We start from the raw sequence: 21,012 nt of genomic DNA, 5'->3' as shown, positions 1-21,012 counted from the left end.
TCGTGTGCTTGCACCGAGGTAGTTTACTTCAAAGAATAACTATTAAAATAAATAAAATGAGTAAAAAATTTTCAACACAATCGTTACACGAAGGGTATGAAGTAAGTGAAAACCGTACTTCCAGGGCAGTACCCATTTATCAAACAACATCGTATGTATTTAATAATACTGATCATGCGGCCAATTTGTTCAATCTGTCTGAGCCGGGATACATTTATACCCGTTTGAACAATCCTACCAATGATGTTCTCGAACAACGTCTGGCTGCTTTGGAAGGAGGAATAGGAGCGGTAGTTACATCATCAGGTACAGCTGCCACATTTACAGTATTATTATGTATTTTAAAAGCGGGAGATCATATTATAGCCTCAAATAGTTTATACGGAGGCACATATAATTTCTTAAATGTAACATTGCCAAGACTAGGTATTCATACCACTTTTGTCGACCCTTCTGATCCTGAAAACTTTAAAAAAGCAGCAAAGGAAAATACAAGAGCCGTATTTGCCGAGTCACTGGGGAATCCCAAACTCGACGTTCTGGATTTAAAGTCAATAGCTCAAGTAGCTAAAGAAATTGAAGTTCCTTTTATTGTCGACAATACAGTGCCGACACCATTTTTACTGAATCCTGTCGAGCACGGTGCAAATATCGTTATTCATTCACTCACAAAATACCTTACAGGAAACGGAACTTCTTTGGGAGGAGTAATAATAGATGCCGGAACCTTTAATTGGGCTAATGGGAAATTTCCGGAATTTACCGAGCCGTCAGCCGGGTATCACGGGTTGATATATCATGAGGTTCTGAAAGAAGCGGCTTTTATAGCAAAAGTAAGAATAGAAGGCCTTAGAGATTATGGAACCGCCTTAAGTCCGTTTAATGCTTTTCAAACGCTACAAGGGATAGAAACACTTGAAATCAGAGTTAAAAAGCATAGTGAAAATGCCTTGGAGTTAAGCAAGTGGTTGCAGAATCACCCAAAGGTGGAATGGGTTAATTATCCGGGTTTAAAATCGAGTAAGTATTATGATCTTGCCAAAGAATATCTGCCGAAAGGACAAAGCGGAGTTGTGACTTTTGGGCTGAAGGGAGGTTTTGAGTCGGCTAAAAAAGTTGTAGATAATGTGAAGATATTTTCATTGCTGGCAAATTTTGGAGATGCAAAGTCTTTAATCATTCACCCTGGTAGCACTACCCATCAACAATTAGACGAAGCAGCACAAGAATCAACAGGAGTAACCCCCGATTTAATCAGGATTTCTGTAGGGTTAGAAGATGTGGAGGATCTAAAAGCAGATCTGGAACAGGCATTTAACCTGATAGATCAACAATAAAATTAAAGCCAATGTATTGGCTGTTTTAATAATAATATGTTTCTTTGCATTTCAAAAGTTCAACGACTTACTGAGAAATGTTATCAAGAAAGGTGGAGGGATTAGACCCGGAGAAACCTTAGCAACCCTTTGATTTGTCAGAGAAGGTGCTACGTTCTACCTCGGATTATTTTTTTGAGGATAGATAACAATAAGAATTTTCTTTTGTGATTTTCTACACCTTTCTTTATAACCTTTTTCAAAGTCAATAAAAAATGATTGGCCTTGGATAATAATTTATTACAACTTCAGATAAACAATTTTAAAACCGAAAATGGTTCTGAGCAAGATTTGCCTTTATCTTATCAGCTTTTCGGGCAACCGTTGCATACAGCACCTGTGGTGTTAGTAAATCATGCCCTTACCGGAAACTCTGATGTTTCAGGTACAACCGGATGGTGGAAGGAGCTCATTGGCGAAGGGAAGTGTATTGACACAAAAGAGTACACGGTGTTATCATTTAACATACCGGGTAATGGTTATGATGGCTTTTCGATAGATAATTATAAGGATTTTGTAGCCAGGGATATAGCCAGGATCTTTCTGCTTGGACTGGAAAAGTTGGGAGTAGAGAAACTATATGCTTTGATAGGAGGCTCTTTAGGTGGTGGTATCGCTTGGGAAATGGCGGTTTTAAATCCGGATTTAACAGAGCATCTGATACCGGTTGCAAGCGACTGGAAGTCTACAGATTGGCTAATTGCCAATTGTCAGATTCAAGAAAGAATTTTACTTAATTCAAAAGACCCGGTACACGATGCACGCATGCATGCCATGTTGTGCTATAGAACTCCGGAATCATTTAAAGAGCGTTTTCACAGAACGACAAATGAAGAACTCAAGATCTTTAATGTTGAAAGCTGGTTAATGCATCACGGCAAAAAGTTACAGGAACGTTTTCAGGTTTCGGCTTATCTGCTGATGAACCAGCTTTTGAAAACAATAGATGTTTCAAGAGACCGGAAAGAACTCTATAATGTATTAGAGACCATTAAGGCCAATATCCATATTATAGGAGTTGATTCAGATCAGTTTTTTACTCCTGAAGAGAACAGGGAGACATATAAGCATTTGGCACAGGCCAAACCAAATGTGGTTTATGGTGAAATACATTCTTTGCACGGACACGATGCTTTTTTAATTGAACACGATCAATTGGAGGAAATATTAAGTCCCGTTTTTCAGAAAGACAAGAAACGTAGCGGTATAAAGGTGATAAAATTCGGAGGGAAGTCTTTAGCTAATGGCAAAGGAATTAACAATGCACTAAATATCCTGGAGGCAAAAATTAAAGAAGGCGAACGTATAGCCGTTGTAGTTTCAGCAAGAGGAAGTGCTACCGACGACCTGGAGAATATACTAAACAGAGCCGCTCAAAATACAGATTATAAACACCTCTTTGAGGCGTTTAAAGCTTACCAGCAGGCCGATTATAACGTAGATTTCAATGAAGAGTTTGCCGAGTTGGAAAAAGTGTTTGAAGGGGTACACCTGTTAGGCGATTACAGTGCTAAAATAAAGGATCATGTTTTATCTCAAGGGGAGTTATTGTCGGCGAAACTGATTACTTATTTATTGAACGAGAAAGGATTTAAAGCGGTATTTACCGACAGTCGTACTTTGATAAAAACAGATAATAAGTTTGGAAATGCTCAGCCGATACAGAACGTGTCTAAAGAAAATGTAGCTCATTATTTTTCTAAGAATGGCAATGCTGTTCATATAGTGACCGGTTTTATTGGAAGTACTTTAAGTAACGAGACTACTACTCTGGGCAGGAATGGCAGTAATTATTCAGCTTCATTGATCGCTAACTTTCTGAATGCTGAAGAATTACAAAATTACACCCATGTAGATGGAATTTTCACAGCCAATCCTGATTTGGTAAAGAATGCCGAACAAATAGAGCAGTTATCTTATAATGAGGCGAATGAGCTAGCCAATTTTGGAGCGAATATTCTTCATGCAAAAACCATTATTCCTTTAATAGAAAAGAACATTCCGCTTAGGATACTGAACACTTTTAATGAAAATAGTAATGGAACTTTAATTACGGCAACCCCGAGTAAGAAAGGAATTAAATCTTTATCAGTTCTAGACAACGTAGCCCTGTTGAACCTTGAGGGTAGGGGGTTATTAGGAAAGTCCGGTGTAGATGCCAGAATATTTAAAGCTTTAGGCGATGCCGGAATAAGTGTCAGTATCATCGCTCAGGGATCATCAGAACGCGGGATCGGATTGGTGGTTAATGCAGATAAGGCAGAGCAGGCTAAAAGAGCTTTGGAACGCGAATTTGAAATAGATTTTCACGCTAATGACGTGAGTAAGATCTCTTATACAGATGAAGTTGCCGTTATCTCCATCGTGGGACAAGATTTGAGCACATTTCACAAACCATATAATGTGTTGATTAAAAATAGTATTGTGCCAATACTATTTAATAATACAGTTACCGGAAAGAATGTAAGTTTGGTTGTTAAGCAATCTGATCTGCACAAGGCAGTTAACGTTATTCATGGTGAGATCTTTGGAATATCGAAAAAGGTAAATATTGCTGTTTTTGGTCACGGAACCGTTGGAGGAACATTAATAAATCAGGTATTGGCTTCGGCAGAAGCAATAGAAGATCGCAAAAATGTAAAACTCAATATTTTTGCTGTAGCCAATTCAAGAAAAGCCTTGTTGGCTGAAGATGGTATCGGAGTAAGTTGGGAAACTGACCTGAAGCTTTCAAGTATAAACAGTAGTGTTGACGATATCATTGCCTTCGCTAAAGCCCATCACTTAGAGAACTTAATAGCTGTAGACAATACTGCGAATAAGGGTTTTGTAGATAATTATATCAAACTGGCTGAAAATGGGTTTGACCTCGTATCCTCAAACAAAATAGCCAATACACTAAGTTACGATTTCTATAAAGATTTGAGAGTTAAGTTGGAAGAACATCAGAAACAATATCTTTATGAAACAAATGTGGGTGCAGGATTACCGCTTATTGATACAATAAGGATACTGCATATATCAGGAGAGAATATAACGAGGATCCGCGGGGTGTTTTCAGGAACCCTGAGCTATTTGTTTAATACATTTTCTGCAGAAGAGAGACCGTTTAGTGACGTATTACAAAAAGCAATAGATAGCGGCTTCACAGAGCCGGATCCAAGAGAAGACCTTAACGGTAATGATGTAGGAAGGAAGTTACTTATCCTCGCAAGGGAACTAGATTTGCAGAATGAGTTTTCTGATGTGAATATTCAAAACCTGGTGCCGGAGGATATCAGAGAAGGAGGAGTGAAAGATTTCCTCAATAGCCTGGCTGCATTTGATGAACCGTATAAGGATATAAAAGAAGGACAAGAGCCTGGTCATGTGTTGAGGTATGTAGGAGATTTACACGGCGATTTACAACAAGACAAGGGGGTTCTGGATGTTAAGTTAACCTCGGTTCCGGTAAGTAGTGCACTGGGGCAGGTGAGCGGCGCTGATTCAATCTTTGAAATTTACACGGAATCTTATGGAGACAGACCGATCGTGATACAGGGAGCCGGTGCAGGGGCAGCGGTTACAGCGAGAGGTGTATTTGGAGATATATTAAAACTAACCGAAAAGAATAACTAATGAGTAAGAATCATTTTGAAACTGATGCCGTAAGAACGCAATTAGACAGGACCGAATTTTTAGAACATTCAGTTCCTTTGTACCTGACCTCTAGTTTTGTTTTTGAAGATGCAGAAGATATGAGAGCATCTTTCTCTGAAGAAAAACAAAGAAATATATACAGCCGTTTCACAAATCCGAACACCTCTGAATTTGTAGAAAAGATTTGTAAAATGGAAGGTGCGGAAGCAGGCTATGCTTTTGCCACAGGAATGGCTGCCGTATTTTCTACTTTTGCAGCACTTTTGGATAGTGGTGATCATATAGTTTCTGCACGTTCCGTATTTGGGTCTACGCATACCCTGTTTACCAAATATTTGCCTAAATGGAATATAGAGACCTCTTATTTCAAGGTTGATGAGGTTGAAGGCATAGAAAACCTTATTCAGCCGAATACCAAAATATTATTTGCAGAATCTCCCACAAATCCAGCTGTAGATGTTCTGGATTTAGAACAGTTGGGAACAATTGCAAAAAAACATAATCTGATACTGGTTGTTGATAATTGCTTTGCAACCCCTTATCTTCAGAAACCTATCGGGTTTGGAGCAGACATCGTCATTCATTCGGCAACAAAGCTTATCGATGGCCAGGGAAGGGTTCTTGGCGGTGTAGCTGTTGGACGAGAGGATTTGGTCAGGGAAATATACCTGTTCAGCAGAAATACGGGGCCGGCAATGTCTCCTTTTAATGCCTGGGTGTTATCTAAAAGTCTGGAAACCTTAGCAGTCAGGGTTGAGAAGCATTGCGAGAACGCGGCTAAACTGGCAGATTATTTAGAATCTCATGAAAGAGTAAACTTTGTAAAATATCCCTTCCTGAAATCACACCCACAATACGAAGTGGCCAGAAAGCAAATGAAACTCGGAGGAAATATAGTAGCCTTTGAAGTAAAAGGAGGGGTCGAATCCGGTCGTAAATTCCTAAATAACATCAAGTTGTGTTCGCTATCTGCAAATTTGGGCGACACCAGAACCATTGTTACACATCCTGCGTCAACGACCCATAGTAAATTAAGTGAAGAAGACAGGCTACAAGTCGGAATCTCAGATGGTTTAGTACGTGTTTCAGTCGGATTAGAGCATATTGATGATGTTATAAATGACATTTCACAGGCATTAAGTAGTTAAAAATTTAAAAAAAGTATACGTATTTTAAAAAAAGGTATACTTTTGCCAATAAATCTATTAACCTATAGACTAAGTAGACTATTATGCAAAGCTTTAGAACAGAAATAGAAAACCCTGTTGTTGAAAAAGATATCATTGAATTAGAAAGAAAGATTCGGTTATTCAAAGAAGGAAAGATTGATGAAGAACGTTTCCGCAGCCTCCGTCTGGCACGTGGCGTTTATGGGCAACGTCAGGAAGGGGTTCAGATGATTCGCATAAAACTGCCTTATGGTAAGGTAACCAGCGATCAGCTATATCGTATTTCTGATGTATCAGACGAATATTCTACTGGCAGACTTCATATCACCACCCGTCAGGATATTCAAATTCACCATGTGAGCCTGGATAGAACACCCGAATTATGGGCTGAATTAGAAAAGAGCGATGTAACACTTAGAGAAGCATGCGGGAATACGGTGAGAAATGTTACAGCGAGTGCCGAAGCCGGAATTGACCCAAAAGAAGCATTCGATGTAACCCCTTATGCACATGCCGCATTTCAATTTTTCCTGAGAAACCCTATTTGCCAGGAAATGGGAAGGAAGTTTAAAATGAGCTTTTCAGGATCAGAAGAGGATACGGCCTTAAGCTACATACACGATCTGGGATTTATAGCAAAAATCAAAGACGGAAAAAGAGGGTTCAAGGTTTTGTTAGGAGGTGGATTGGGGTCTCAGCCACGTCATGCAGATGTCATATACGAATTTTTAGAAACTGAAAAGATAATTCCGCTTATTGAAAGTGTATTGAGAATTTTTGACCGGTATGGTGAACGGGCAAGGCGTATGAAAGCCAGAATGAAATTCCTGATTAAAGACACAGGCCTGGATGCTTTTTTGAATTTAATAGAAGAGGAACAAAAGGCACTGACTTTAACGGAATACCCGATAGATATAAAAGAATCTGAAACAGACCTTTCTCAGGTAGGGTTAAATATTCCTGTAGTAAATATTGCAGATAAGGAAGCATACCGGGCTTGGGTCGATAGTAATGTAATAAAGCAAAAGCAAGAAGGTTTCTATGCGGTTGGCGTTAAAGTTAAACTCGGAGATTTTCATACAGATAAAGCAAGAAAGCTGGCTAAACTCATAAAGGAGTATGCAGCTGATGAAATCAGGTTCACATTGCGTCAGGATATTTTGATTCGCCATATCCGAAAAGAATTGTTGCCGTTCTTTTACCTGGAGCTGCAACAACTGGGCTTTACCGATATAGGATATAATTCAACAGCTGATATCACTGCTTGTCCGGGTACAGATACCTGTAACCTGGGTATTGCCAGTAGCACAGGGATAGCTGTGGAGTTGGAGCGTGTACTGAAGGAAGAATATCCCCGGTATTTCAATAATAAAGATATTCTGATCAAAATCAGCGGCTGTATGAATGCCTGTGGTCAGCATAACATGGCCCATATAGGTTTTCAGGGGATGTCGATTAAATCAGGAAAGTTAGTTGCTCCTGCATTACAGATACTTCTCGGAGGAGGTGTTGTCGGAGATGGTAAAGGAAGGTTTTCAGACAAGGTTATTAAGGTGCCTTCAAAAAGAGGCCCGAATGCTTTAAGAGCGATCTTGGACGATTTTCAGTCAAATACAAATGAAGGTGAAAATTTTTTGGATTATTATGACAGGCAAGGACAAATATACTTTTACGATTTTCTGAAACCGTTCTCCGATACAACGAATCTTACTGAAGATGACTTTGTGGACTGGGGACATAATGAAAACTATGTGAAGGCAGTAGGGGTAGGAGAATGTGCCGGTGTAGTGATAGATTTAGTAGCTACATTGTTGTTTGAGAGTGAGGAAAAGAATGCAAATGCAGAAGAAGCCCTTTTGCAAAAAAGATGGGCAGATGGTATTTATCACGCTTATACTGCAATTGTAAATACCGCAAAAGCCCTATTGGTGGCAGAAGGATTAAGTACCAATTCTCAGGCGAGTATCATCAAACAATTTGATGAAACCTTTGTTGAAACAGGGAAGTTTGCTATGGATGGTTCATTTTCAGATATGGTATACCAGATAAAAAGTAATGAGCCTGTGCAAGCATTCGCAGAATCATATTTAAAAGATTCGAAGGCATTTTATAAAAGAGCTGATCAATTTAGAAAACATGAAGTGGAGTCGTAAAATACCAAAATTAACCGTTGTTGGCGCCGGGCCGGGTGATACCGATTTGATTACGCTGAAAGGAATTAAAGCATTGCAATCAGCCGATGTGGTACTATTTGATGCATTAGTGAATACAGACTTATTGGAATATGCTTCTGAAGCCGAGCAGATTTTTGTAGGGAAGCGTAAAGGTTGCTATGCGTACAGTCAGGATCAGATCAATGAACTCATTGTGTCCAGGGCGGGTTCACATGGACATGTAGTGCGACTGAAAGGGGGAGATCCTTTTGTGTTTGGAAGAGGAGCTGAAGAAATGGAATACGCATCAAAATATGGTGTAGAAACTAGTTTTGTGCCGGGCATATCGTCGTCTCTGGCAGTACCGGGATATCAAAATATTCCTTTAACCAAAAGAGGAAGTTCAGAAAGTTTCTGGGTAATTACCGGCACGACGAAAGATCATAAAATATCAGGAGATGTCGCATTGGCAGCCAGGTCAACAGCCACAGTTGTTATTCTTATGGGAATGAGTAAACTGGGAGAGATAGTAAGTTTGTTTAAGCAAGAAGGAAAACAAGATCTGCCGGTAGCAATTATTCAGAACGGAACAACACCACAAGAAAAAGTAGGTGTAGGAACAGTGAGTACTATTGAAAGTATTGTAAACGAACAAAATTTGACAAACCCTGCAATTATTGTGTTGGGAGAGGTGGTCAAACACCGTCAGCAGATTTTAGAGTTGCAGCATAAAATAAATGTAGAACCGTCGTTTGTAGCGGCATCATAAATTGAGAATTATGGAAAGAAATGAGCTGTATCCGATTTTCCTCAAAGTTCATGCCCTCGATACATTAATCGTGGGAGGAGGAAATGTAGCTATTGAAAAGCTATTGTTTTTATTAAAGTCCAGTCCAAATGCTCAGGTTACTATGGTAGCGCCAATTTTTAGACCGGACATTGTAGCCCTGTCTGAAAAGCATGGTTTTAAGATCATAGAAGATGTTTATGATGCCGGGTATCTGGTAGGGAAACACATGGTAATAGCAACGACAGACGATGTCGATGTCAATATTAAAGTTTATAATGATTGTAAAGAACGCAACATTCTGGTTAATGTAGCTGATAACCCTCCTTATTGTGACTTTTATATGGGGGGGATTGTGACCAAGGGAAATGTAAAAGTGGCCATTTCAACGAATGGAAAATCCCCGACAACAGCTAAAAGACTGCGGCAGTTTTTTGAAGACGTAATTCCTGAAGATGTGGATGAGTTGGTTCAAAACCTGAATAAGTACAGAGATACATTAAAAGGAAATTTCGAAGATAAAGTCAAACAATTAAACGAGGTTACCAAAAACCTGGTGTCGAGAAAAAAGATAAAAACTCAATTCTGAAAAATCAGCGAATAATGATAAAAACAGATATACTTATTATAGGAGCGGGCCCGACAGGATTATTTACCGTATTTGAAGCGGGATTGTTAAAACTAAAATGCCATTTAATAGATGCGTTACCCCAACCCGGAGGTCAATGTGCCGAGATATATCCTAAAAAGCCGATATACGATATTCCGGCTTTTCCGGAGGTTCTGGCGGGAGATTTGGTAAACAACCTTTTGGAACAAATCAAACCTTTTGAACCGACATATACTCTGGGGGAAAGAGCAGATACCATTGATAAGCTTGACGACGGTACCTTTATCGTTACAACGAATAAAGGAACCAGACATCATGCACCGGTAGTTGTCATAGCGGGGGGACTTGGGTCATTTGAACCCAGAAAGCCTCAGATAGACAATATTACAGACTATGAAGACAATGGAGTGGCGTATATTATCAAGGACCCTGAAGTGTATAGAGGTAAAAAAGTACTTGTTGCCGGAGGTGGCGATTCGGCACTGGACTGGTCTATTTTCCTGGCTGATATAGCATCTGAGGTCTATTTGGTTCATAGAAGAAATGAATTTAGAGGGGCGTTGGATTCCGTTGAAAAAGTAGGGGAGCTTTCTAAAAGAGGTAAGATCGAAGTGATCACTGAAGCTGAGGTTATTCAGTTGCATGGTAACGGAAAGCTGGAAGCACTGACCGTAAAGCATAAGTCTAACGGAGAATCCCATATTCCGGTAGACAATTTTATTCCGCTATTTGGTTTATCGCCAAAATTAGGACCAATCGCCAGCTGGGGATTAGAGATAGAAAAGAATGCGATCAAGGTTGATAATGCTTACGATTATTCAACAAATATTCCGGGGATCTATGCTATAGGAGATGTAAATACCTATCCCGGAAAATTAAAATTGATCTTATCAGGATTTCACGAAGCGGCCATCATGTGTCAAAGCGCTTATCAAAGGATCCATCCGGACAAACGATATATAATGAAATATACGACGGTAGGAGGTGTTAAAGGCTTTGACGGATCAGTAAAAGAGGCTAAAAAAGAAGTAGTGAAAAGTATTGTTTGATCCATCTTTGTTTTAAATATTCGATCCGGGCGTCATTTTGTGATAAAACACTTTAAGATGTCCGGATTTTTTTTTCTTGGATACAGAGGTTTGCAGAAAAAACAAATGTGTGTATCTTTGCACACTAGTTCATTAAAATGATGATGTTATCAAGAAAGGTGAAGGGATTAGACCCGTTGAAGCCTTAGCAACCCTCTATGCAAATAGAGAAGGTGCTACGTTCTACCTTTTTTCTTGAATGGTTCAGGATAAAAGGACAGATAACAAAGCATATTCTACGTATTACGCTTTCCTTTCTTTTTAACAATCAATTTAAATAATAAACCTTTCTAATCGCAAACGGTATTGTGATAGAAGGGAATAAGCTAAAGCAGCTCGTATGAGAGATATTAGAAAAGAACTCGAAAAAAGAATTTTGGTAATGGATGGTGCCATGGGAACCATGTTGCAGCAGTATAAATTTACAGAGGAAGATTTTCGGGGTGCCCGGTTTAAAGATTTTAAATATCCGGTACAGGGCAACAACGATTTACTGTCTTTAACCCAGCCTAAGGCAATCGCTGAAGTTCATGCAGCTTATTTTGAGGTGGGAGCCGATATTGTGGAAACGAACACGTTCTCATCTACAACAATCGCCATGGCTGATTATCATATGGAAGATTTAGCGTATGAACTAAACTACGAATCAGCAAGAATAGCAAAGGAAGTGGCAGATAAATATACTGCATTAACACCAGGCAAACCTCGTTTTGTAGCAGGAGCTATGGGCCCAACCAATAAAACTGCAAGTATGTCGCCGGATGTTAATGACCCGGGCTATCGTGCCATTACTTTTGATGAATTACGGATAGCCTATAAAGAACAGGCAGAAGGTTTAATAAATGGCGGGGCAGATGTGCTGCTGATAGAAACTGTATTCGATACACTGAATGCCAAAGCAGCTTTATTTGCTATTGATGAGGTTAAAGAAGAGAAGAAAATTGACATTCCTGTTATGGTTAGCGGAACGATTACAGATGCTTCCGGAAGAACATTGTCAGGACAGACGCCGGAAGCCTTTTTGGTCTCCATTTCGCATATCCCGTTATTAAGTGTAGGGTTTAATTGTGCCTTAGGAGCAGATCAGTTATTGCCATATGTTAAGCAATTAGCTCAGAACACCCCATTCTATATATCAGCCTATCCTAATGCCGGTTTGCCAAATCATTTCGGAGAGTACGATCAGACTGCAGAAGAGATGCAACAACTTATCAGGACTTACCTCGAGGAGAATGTGGTGAATATCATCGGAGGGTGTTGTGGAACAACTCCCGATCACATACGTATGATAGCCGATGCAGTGAAAGAATATCAACCAAGAAAAATTGTGGAGTTAGTTTAATGGGGGCAAAAGCAAATAGATATTTGAAACTTTCAGGGTTAGAGCCTTTGGTGGTAACGCCTGAGAGTAATTTTATTAATATAGGAGAGCGTACCAACGTAACAGGGTCGCGTCGTTTTCTGAGGTTGATCAAGGAAGAAAAATACGATGAAGCCCTGGAAGTAGCACGATCACAGGTAGAAGGAGGAGCGCAGATTATTGATGTGAATATGGATGAAGGAATGTTGGATGGTGTCTATGCCATGACGACGTTTCTGAATTTAATGGCAGCCGAACCCGATATCGCCAGAGTACCCGTTATGATCGATAGCTCTAAATGGGAAATCATCGAAGCAGGACTAAAAGTAGTTCAGGGGAAAAGTGTTGTGAACTCCATCAGTCTGAAAGAAGGTGAAGAAGAGTTTATTCAACGGGCCAAACAGATAAAACGCTATGGCGCAGCAGTTATTGTAATGGCATTCGATGAGGTAGGACAGGCAGATACCTATGAAAGAAGAATAGAGATATGTAAACGGTCTTACGATATATTGGTAGAAAAGGTGAAATTCTCTCCTGAAGACATTATTTTCGATCCGAATATATTTCCTGTCGCTACAGGAATGGAAGAGCATAGGAAAAATGCAATTGATTTCTTTAGAGCTACGAAATGGATTCGTGAAAACTTACCGCATGCTCACGTTAGTGGAGGGGTCAGTAATGTTTCTTTTTCTTTCAGAGGAAATAATGTAGTCAGGGAAGCAATGCATTCAGCATTTTTGTATCATGCCATAAAAAACGGAATGGATATGGGGATTGTAAATCCCCAGATGCTGGAAGTATATGACGACATCCCAAAAGACCTTTTAGAACATGTAGAAGACGTGTTGCTGGATAGAAGGGAAGATGCCACCGAACGACTGATGACTCTTGCAGAAACGGTAAAAGGTAATGGGAAGGTCGCTGAAAAACAAAATCAAGAATGGAGATCCGGCGAACTTCAGGATAGAATAACCCATTCGCTGGTAAAGGGAATCGATGAATTTGTTGAAGTCGATATAGAAGAAGCAAGGCAGGCAGTAAACAAACCCATCGAAGTCATTGAAGGACATTTGATGAATGGAATGAATGTGGTAGGAGATCTGTTTGGAAGTGGAAAAATGTTCTTGCCGCAGGTGGTAAAATCGGCAAGAGTAATGAAGAAAGCAGTGGCATATTTGTTGCCATTTATTGAGGAAGAAAAAGACGAAGAGTCCCGTTCAGCAGGTAAAATCCTGATGGCTACAGTAAAGGGAGATGTACATGATATTGGAAAAAATATTGTCAGCGTTGTATTAGGCTGTAATAATTATGAGGTAGTCGATCTCGGGGTAATGGTACCCCCCGAAAAAATCATCCAGACGGCCCTTGATGAAAAAGTTGACATAATCGGACTGAGCGGATTAATAACACCGTCTTTGGATGAAATGGTGTACCTGGCCAAAGAACTTGAAAAACTGGATATCAATATCCCTGTAATGATTGGTGGTGCTACTACATCCAGAGCTCATACGGCAGTTAAGATTGCCCCGGAATATTCTAAAACGGTGGTGCATGTAAATGATGCATCCCGGGCAGTTACCGTAGCAGGAAATTTGGTGAACCCTAAATTTTTAGAGTCTTATTCGGTGGCAATCAGGGAGGAGTATGATAAACTAAGGGAAGGATTCCTGAACAGATCGAAAAAGAAAACATATTTAAGCATCCAGGATGCCAGGGCAAATAAATTCTCCGTCGATTGGAATAATTTTACTCCGGTGAGACCGAATTTTATAGGCGTTAAGAAAATAGAGGCCGCTATCGATGCATTGGAGGATTATATAGACTGGACCCCATTCTTCAGATCATGGGATTTACATGGTAAGTACCCTGCCATATTAGAAGATGATGTGGTTGGTGAACAGGCACGATCATTGTATAAAGATGCTCTTGAAATGTTTCAAAAGATAAAATCAGAGAAATGGCTGAAGGCAACCGGCGTATTGGGGGTTTTCCCTGCCAATCAGGTAGGAGATGACGATATTGAAGTTTACAATGAGGAAGGAGAGGCTATAGATAGATTTTTGACTTTACGTCAGCAATCCAAGAAAACAAAGGGAGCTCCAAATATGGCTTTGGCAGATTTCATAGCCCCAAAGAGTTCAGGAAAACAGGATTATGTGGGGGCGTTTTGTGTGACGACAGGCTTTGGTGTTGAAGAAATCGCAAAAAAATATGAAGAGAACTTAGACGATTACAATTCAATTATGATAAAAGCCCTCGCCGATCGTTGTGCGGAAGCATTTGCCGAATACCTCCACGAAAAGGTACGTAAAGAAATCTGGGGATATGCTGCTGATGAGGTATTAACGAATGAAGAGCTGATCAGGGAATCGTATAAAGGGATTCGTCCTGCGCCAGGCTATCCGGCTTGCCCGGACCATCTGGAAAAGAGAACCATATGGAAGCTGCTGGATGTAGAAAAGAATACGGGTGTAAAACTTACAGACAGTTTGGCTATGTGGCCGGCATCGTCAGTATCAGGATATTATTTTGCAAACCCTCAAAGCAAATATTTTGGATTGGGAAAGATCAAACAAGATCAGGTTGAAGATTACGCATCACGACGTGATATCAGTATAGAGGAAGCAAATAAATGGTTGAACCCTAACATAGCAGACTAGATAATCGTAACGGATTTTATAGTGTTAACTTTAAGAATATATCATTGTTCATGGTTACGACCAATTGAATAAAAAATAGCAGAAGAAGTGAAGACTGAAAAAATCTCTGAAAATTGATAGCTGTCTCAAGAATATAATCAGTAAGTAAAAATATATTTTAACAGATTACCCGGGGAGAAGACGGATATATCGGGAATATGAAGGAAGTTTTGAAGAGGTAAAGAAATTATTATTAAAATGAAGGTTACAGAACACATCGAAAGAGCAAAAGGGAAAACATTGTTTTCATTCGAGATTATTCCTCCTCAAAAAGGAAGTAATATCAATGAACTGTATAAAAACATAGACCCGCTTATGGAGTTCAATCCTCCGTTCATAGATGTAACAACATCGCGAGAAGAATTCGTATATATAGATAAGGGAGAAGGGCTACTCGACAGGAAAATAACAAGAAGACGCCCGGGAACTTTAGGTATTTGTGCCGCGATTAAACATAAATACGATGTGGATACTATACCGCATTTATTATGTGGAGGTTTTACAAAGGAAGAAACAGAATATATGCTCGTAGATTGCCATTATTTGGGAATAAACAATATAATGGCATTAAGAGGCGATGCCATGAAGCATCAGCGGTATTTTGAACCAACAGCAGGCGGACATTCTTATGCGGTTGATTTGGTGCGTCAGATTCATAATCTGCGCTGTGGCAAATATCTTCATGAAACATTGGAAGAAGGAGAAAGAGCCAGTTTTTGTGTAGGTGTGGCAGGATATCCGGAGAAGCATCTGGAAGCCCCGTCAATAGATTTCGATCTGAAAAAATTGAAAGAAAAGGTTGATGCCGGAGCCGATTATGTGGTTACGCAGATGTTTTTTGACAATCAGAAGTTTTTCCGGTTTATAGAGCAAGCTAAAGATTATGGTATTCATGTGCCTATCATACCGGGATTAAAACCCATAGCCGTAAAGCGGCATTTGCAATTACTGCCGCAGGTGTTTAAAATAGACTTGCCCGATACACTTATTGCTGCAGTTGAAAAGTGTAAAAACAATAAAGAGGTCAGACAGGTAGGTGTAGAATGGAGTATTCAGCAATCCAAAGAGTTAAAAGAAGCAGGGATTCCGGTTTTACATTATTATTCGATGGGGAAATCGGATAATATCAAAACAATTGCAGAAGCCGTATTTTAAGTAAGATCAGGGGACAAAAACAATATGGAAATCACCAAATTGACAGTAATTTTTTCTTACCCGAAAAATAAAATTATTTTTGCCTCTGATTTTTAGATATGTTGAAAAAAGCTGTTTTCATTTTTATATTATTTATCAACGTTGTTAATGCTCAAGATAAAGAGCAACAAAGCTCGTTTGTTGATGTAAATTATTTTACGGGTAATATAGCCCTTCACAACACCGATATCCAACATTTAATTACCGGGCATCCGGAAGGTTTTATTATTGGCTGGAATAAAAAAACCTTTGGGGGAAAAGAATGGGAGCAACGTTATAATTATCCTGATTATGGAGCTTCTTACTCATATCAGAATTTTAAGAATGAATACCTCGGACAGAATCATGCATTGTATGCGCACTATAACTTTTATTTTTTAAATAGAAATTTGATGATGCGGATCGGGCAAGGTTTGGCATATACCTCAGCACCGTACGATAATGAAAATAATTTCAGGAATGTAGCTTTTGGGTCAAGGATTTTGAGTAGTACGATGTTGATGCTCAATTATAAAAAAGAACGGTTGCTAGGTGATCTGGGAATTCAGGCCGGGCTTTCATTAATACACTACTCCAATGCTAATGTAAAAGCGCCGAATACAAGTGTGAATTCTGTAACATTTAATGTCGGGGTTAATTATAAGTTAGATAAAAACACCCCTGTATATGCAGATGACCATTTGAGTAATAAGTTTACGGAAAGGATGCGTGTAAATTTTGTTTTCCGGGCCGGATTGAATGAAAGTGACCAGGTAAATAGCGGGCAGTTCCCTTTTTATGTATTCTCCGTATATGCAGATAAGCGGCTCAATAAAAAAAGTGCTGTTCAGTTGGGAACCGATATATTCTACTCGAATTTTTTAAAACAGTATGCCCGGTACAGGGCTGTCGCATCTCCTCATTGGGGGATTAGTGAAGATGATGACTATAAAAGAACCGGACTTTTTGTGGGACACGAACTTTTTATGAACAAGATGTCTTTGGTTACTCAATTTGGATATTATACGTACTACCCGATCGATTTTGAAGGACGATTATACCAGAGAGTTGGACTAAAATATTATCTTGGCAACAAACTCTTTAGTGCTCTTACGTTAAAAACGCATGCGGCGAAAGCCGAAGCAGTAGAATTTGGATTGGGGTATAGATTTTAATGTGTTTGAATGATGAAAAAACTATTTGTATTATTTCTGTTAACCTTGGCCGTCACTTCGTGTAACAATGAAGATGCTTCGGATTGCTTTCAAACCGCAGGGAGTCTCGTTAAAGAAATAAGGGACGTTTCGGGTTTTGACAAAGTCACCGTACTTGATGGTGTCACCCTGATCGTTAAAATGGGCGATGAATACAGAGTTGAAGTAGAGTCGGGTAAAAACCTGATTAATGATATTAGTGTGAGCGTAGAGGAGGGAAGGTTGATTTTGGCCGATAATAACTCGTGTAATTTTGTACGTGATTATGACAAAACCAGGATATATATCACAGTACCCGATTTAAAGGAAATCAGGAATGCGAGTCAATTTACCGTATATTCTGACGGGGTATGGAAATATAAAAACTTATTGTTGATCTCTGAACAATATAGTGCCGGAGGTTATCAGTCTGTTGGGGATTTTGATATCGATATCGACATGGATACCCTGAGACTCAATTTTTCAAATTTATCCAACTGTTATGCCAGGGGCAGGGTTCGTAATTTGGAGCTTAGATATACCGCAGGAAATAGCAGGTTTGAAGGTAAAGAATTAATGGCAGAGAAGGTTTCTGTCTATCATAGGGGAACTAATGACATCCTGGTCAACCCTGTAGAAAGTTTAAAAGGGGAAATAATCAGCTATGGTAATGTCAGGTCTTTTAACAGACCCCCTGTCGTTGAAGTGGAAGAGTTGTTTAAAGGAAAACTGATCTTTGAATAATAGTTTCGGTTGCTATTTGTTTGAATTGAACATGTCGACAGAAACTTTCCACAAGCTGTCATTATACGCTTTCCAAATAGTAACGTATTTCCCGTAGTCTTTAATTTCATTCCCGAGGGAATCTTGCATGGTAAGGACATACGTTCCCAATGAATACCCGAGGTCGCCGGATTCGGCTACTTCAACTTTAACCGGTTCCCAATGAATTTTGAAACCGGGAATGGAATGATATCTTTCCAGCAGGTCCTTAATGGTTTTTTTACCCGACAGAATAGGTTGTCCAGGAGCAAGGACAATAGCTTCATCGGCAAAGAATTCTAAATGTTTGTCGGGATTGTCAGCCTGCTCAGACCATTCAATGTCAGTCATTTTTATTTTATTCTTATGTTCTGAAACAAGGTTTCCTTTAATAGTTTCTTGTTTACAACCGCTTGAGATAATGATGAATCCTCCGATTATAATAAATAACTTTTTCATGATGGTGTGGTTTTGGTTAGCAAATGCTTTATGGTCTGAGCAGCCAGCTTGCGGTTATCTGATCTTCTAATTAAAAAAACGATTAAGTATTGTCGGGTCTCTGAAAGAGTTGAGAACCTGTGTTTTACGGATGGATTAGATATGTGTGTTTCAGGAGCAGTATTTCTAATAGCTCGAATGCCCTTTCGTTCTCCTGATCGATAAAATAAAGAATTTTTGTTTGCTGATCCCATATGGTCGGTGTTAATGATTTATAATGGAAACACAGCATGAACCAGAGGCTACAAGTTGCTTAAGGTAAAATAAATTGATCTTCTATATAAAGATACAAAAAAACAGGGTTAATTTGCTTTTGGTTAAGATGTTAGTTCCCTGAACAGCGTTTCCAGGTTTTTGTGTTTATGGTTGAGCTGAAGTGTTTTTAAACCATTCTCCTGTGCAAAATCGAAAATAGCAGGCCTCATGTCTTTATCCGTATTGAAGTGTAATTCATAGGCGAATCCGGCAATATTCTTAATGGTTGTTATATGTGGGAGCTCTTTTAATAAGATGTCTTCCACGCGATAATCAAACTCAACAAAGATTACTTGTTGCTTTTCATCATTTAATTGAGAGAGTTTTTTATCTGCAACGATCTGCCCTTTATTGATTACAATAACCCTGTCGCATATAGCTTCCACTTCCTGCATGATATGGGTGGAAAGTAAAACGGTTTTATTCTTTCCTGCATTTTTTATAAGTTCACGAATTTCAGTCAGTTGATTAGGATCGAGCCCAGTCGTTGGTTCATCCAGTATCAGTACATCAGGATCGTGAAGCATGGCTGTTGCCAATCCAACCCTTTGCCTGTAACCTTTGGAAAGTTGTCCTATTTTTTTGTGAGCTTCAGGAGTTAAACCTGTTAGCGTGATAATTTCCTTAATACGGGTTTTAGGGATATTGTATATGCCGGCATTAAATGCCAGATATTCTTTTACATACATATCGAGATACAGCGGGTTATGCTCGGGGAGGTAGCCTATGCTTTTCTGTACCTTTCTTTTTTCTGTACCAATATCATATTTGTTAACCGAAGCTTTGCCGCTGCTCGGTTTTATATAAGTGGTAAGGATCTTCATCATAGTTGATTTTCCGGCGCCATTCGGTCCGAGAAATCCAACTATTTCACCTTTTTCAATACTAAATGAAATGTTATTTAAGGCTTTTTGTTCTCCGTAAACTTTTGTAATGTTCGATACAGCAATTGACATATTGATATTTTGATCAAAAATATAAAAATGATTGGTTCAGCAAACTTAAACGAAAAAGCCATTATATTAGTCTTTGATACGTAGTAATTCCTTGGCTAATGATATCATTTTCTCGTCACCGGTATGCTTGTTGGGTTCGTCAGAGAGTTTTACGGTAGGGATCCACTCGTTATCATTAGTAAGTACATCAGTAAGTTTAATAACTATATTCATTGGTTTGAGCCCCACGTCATTTGTGAGATTGGTACCTATACCGAAAGAGATGCCTATTTTTCCTTTGCACGCATGCGTAATAGATTCAACTTTTTCAGGGTTTAGACCGTCCGAAAAGATAATGTACTTGTACAAGGGGTTGATTCCGTGATGTTTATAGTGTATGATGGTCTTTTCGGCAAATTCAATAGGATCCCCGCTATCGTGGCGTACACCATCAAATAATTTGGCAAACTTAGTGTCGAATTGTTTAAAAAACACATCTGTGGTATAGGTGTCGGAGAGAGCAACTCCAAGATCGCCTCTATACACATCTACCCAATGTTCTAATGAGAGTGCATTAGCCATTTTAAATCCGTATTCGGCTGCGTGAAACATAAACCATTCATGCGCATGAGTTCCGATTGGTTTTACATTATAGAGCATCGCCATATGTACATTACTGCTGCCAATAAAGCTTTTCCCTTTGTAGGTAGATAAAGTATGCATGACCTCGCGATGGGTCCGGTACGAATGACGTCTGCGTGTGCCGAATTCTGCAAAAGTTACCCCAAGCTCATTATAGAGTTTTATTTTATTGAGGGTAGTGTCTACTACTTTTTCTTTGGTCCAGCGTTCCTGTCCTGTAAGCTCATAATACAATTCACAGATGAGCGATAGCAGAGGCACCTCCCACAAAATGGTACGGTACCAGTATCCGGAAACATATACTTCGAGATCTTCGCCGGTTTGCTGGATACTAACCTCAGAGGGGTCGTAACGATACCCTTCCAGGAAATCTATATATGCAGGGTTTAAATAATGACATGTTTCCGTAAGAAAGCTTTTTTCATCCCTTGTTAACTGTAATCGGGCCATGTTGTCTACAGCACTTCTGAGTGCTTGCCCAAAACCTTCCGGAAATTTATGCTCCCCCCTGTTGATGAACTTGTACTTGGCCTTTACATTGGGAAAAAGCTTAACAACAGCACACTGCATCGTGAATTTATAAAAATCATTATCGAGTATAGAGTTGAAAATAGAATAGTTATTTTCATTAATCATCATAAAGGACTTCTAATTTTCCGAAAGGTAATTGATT

At 39.3% G+C, this 21,012-nt stretch carries 15 protein-coding genes and 2 riboswitches; of the genes, 12 read left to right on the top strand and 3 right to left on the bottom strand.

Annotation, left to right across the window (positions count from 1 at the left end; translation table 11 throughout):
- Positions 1-56 precede the first annotated feature (56 nt).
- The 12 genes from MQE36_RS02015 (at position 57) to MQE36_RS01960 (ending at position 17,991) form a co-directional block, all read left to right on the top strand.
- Positions 57-1,337 carry an O-acetylhomoserine aminocarboxypropyltransferase/cysteine synthase family protein gene (locus MQE36_RS02015; RefSeq protein ID WP_242937534.1) on the top strand — a complete coding sequence of 427 codons (1,281 nt, stop codon included), beginning with the start codon at positions 57-59 and terminating at the stop codon, positions 1,335-1,337.
- Positions 1,338-1,414: 77 nt separating this feature from the next.
- Positions 1,415-1,528: riboswitch (SAM riboswitch) on the top strand.
- 73 nt (positions 1,529-1,601) lie between these two features.
- Positions 1,602-4,994 carry a bifunctional aspartate kinase/homoserine dehydrogenase I gene (gene thrA, locus MQE36_RS02010; RefSeq protein ID WP_242937533.1) on the top strand — a complete coding sequence of 1,131 codons (3,393 nt, stop codon included), beginning with the start codon at positions 1,602-1,604 and terminating at the stop codon, positions 4,992-4,994.
- Positions 4,994-6,163: a trans-sulfuration enzyme family protein gene (locus tag MQE36_RS02005; protein WP_242937532.1), complete on the top strand. Its 1,170-nt coding sequence runs from the start codon at positions 4,994-4,996 to the stop codon at positions 6,161-6,163. The genes thrA and MQE36_RS02005 overlap by 1 nt, the downstream gene beginning before the upstream one ends.
- Before the next feature lie 83 nt (positions 6,164-6,246).
- Positions 6,247-8,337, top strand: a complete 2,091-nt coding sequence (locus MQE36_RS02000) for a nitrite reductase (protein WP_242937531.1) — start codon at positions 6,247-6,249, stop codon at positions 8,335-8,337.
- Positions 8,321-9,106, top strand: coding sequence for a uroporphyrinogen-III C-methyltransferase (cobA, locus tag MQE36_RS01995; RefSeq protein ID WP_242937530.1), 786 nt, complete (start codon positions 8,321-8,323; stop codon positions 9,104-9,106). Before MQE36_RS02000 ends, cobA begins: the two co-directional genes overlap by 17 nt.
- A gap of 10 nt (positions 9,107-9,116) precedes the next feature.
- The gene (locus MQE36_RS01990) at positions 9,117-9,713 is read left to right on the top strand and encodes a precorrin-2 dehydrogenase/sirohydrochlorin ferrochelatase family protein (RefSeq protein ID WP_242937529.1); all 597 of its coding nucleotides are present in this window, start codon (positions 9,117-9,119) and stop codon (positions 9,711-9,713) included.
- 14 nt (positions 9,714-9,727) lie between these two features.
- The gene (locus MQE36_RS01985) at positions 9,728-10,783 is read left to right on the top strand and encodes an NAD(P)/FAD-dependent oxidoreductase (RefSeq protein WP_242937528.1); all 1,056 of its coding nucleotides are present in this window, start codon (positions 9,728-9,730) and stop codon (positions 10,781-10,783) included.
- A gap of 143 nt (positions 10,784-10,926) precedes the next feature.
- Positions 10,927-11,050, top strand: a riboswitch (SAM riboswitch).
- 112 nt (positions 11,051-11,162) lie between these two features.
- A complete protein-coding gene (locus tag MQE36_RS01980; protein WP_242937527.1) occupies positions 11,163-12,164 on the top strand; it encodes a homocysteine S-methyltransferase family protein in 1,002 nt (333 codons plus the stop codon).
- A complete protein-coding gene (metH, locus tag MQE36_RS01975; RefSeq protein ID WP_242937526.1) occupies positions 12,164-14,842 on the top strand; it encodes a methionine synthase in 2,679 nt (892 codons plus the stop codon). Before MQE36_RS01980 ends, metH begins: the two co-directional genes overlap by 1 nt.
- Before the next feature lie 237 nt (positions 14,843-15,079).
- The gene (metF, locus tag MQE36_RS01970) at positions 15,080-16,036 is read left to right on the top strand and encodes a methylenetetrahydrofolate reductase [NAD(P)H] (RefSeq protein WP_242937525.1); all 957 of its coding nucleotides are present in this window, start codon (positions 15,080-15,082) and stop codon (positions 16,034-16,036) included.
- Between the two features lie 98 nt (positions 16,037-16,134).
- Complete coding sequence (locus tag MQE36_RS01965; protein ID WP_242937524.1) at positions 16,135-17,229, top strand: acyloxyacyl hydrolase; 1,095 nt, start codon at positions 16,135-16,137, stop codon at positions 17,227-17,229.
- Positions 17,230-17,238: 9 nt separating this feature from the next.
- Positions 17,239-17,991 carry a head GIN domain-containing protein gene (locus tag MQE36_RS01960; protein ID WP_242937523.1) on the top strand — a complete coding sequence of 251 codons (753 nt, stop codon included), beginning with the start codon at positions 17,239-17,241 and terminating at the stop codon, positions 17,989-17,991.
- A 12-nt stretch (positions 17,992-18,003) separates the two neighbouring features.
- Here the strand turns inward: MQE36_RS01960 and MQE36_RS01955 are convergent, their stop codons facing one another.
- From MQE36_RS01955 to pncB, 3 genes are all read right to left on the bottom strand, one after another.
- Entirely contained in the window at positions 18,004-18,468 is a 465-nt protein-coding gene (locus MQE36_RS01955) for a YybH family protein (protein ID WP_242937522.1), read from the bottom strand.
- A 356-nt stretch (positions 18,469-18,824) separates the two neighbouring features.
- A complete protein-coding gene (gene gldA, locus MQE36_RS01950; protein ID WP_242937521.1) occupies positions 18,825-19,718 on the bottom strand; it encodes a gliding motility-associated ABC transporter ATP-binding subunit GldA in 894 nt (297 codons plus the stop codon).
- Between the two features lie 66 nt (positions 19,719-19,784).
- Positions 19,785-20,975, bottom strand: coding sequence for a nicotinate phosphoribosyltransferase (pncB, locus tag MQE36_RS01945; protein ID WP_242938798.1), 1,191 nt, complete (start codon positions 20,973-20,975; stop codon positions 19,785-19,787).
- Positions 20,976-21,012: the final 37 nt, after the last annotated feature.

Origin of the sequence: Zhouia spongiae (assembly GCF_022760175.1) — a bacterium.
GTDB lineage: Bacteria > Bacteroidota > Bacteroidia > Flavobacteriales > Flavobacteriaceae > Zhouia > Zhouia spongiae.
Note: the sequence above shows the minus strand (reverse complement) of the source record. Positions and strands in the feature narration are given on the sequence as shown.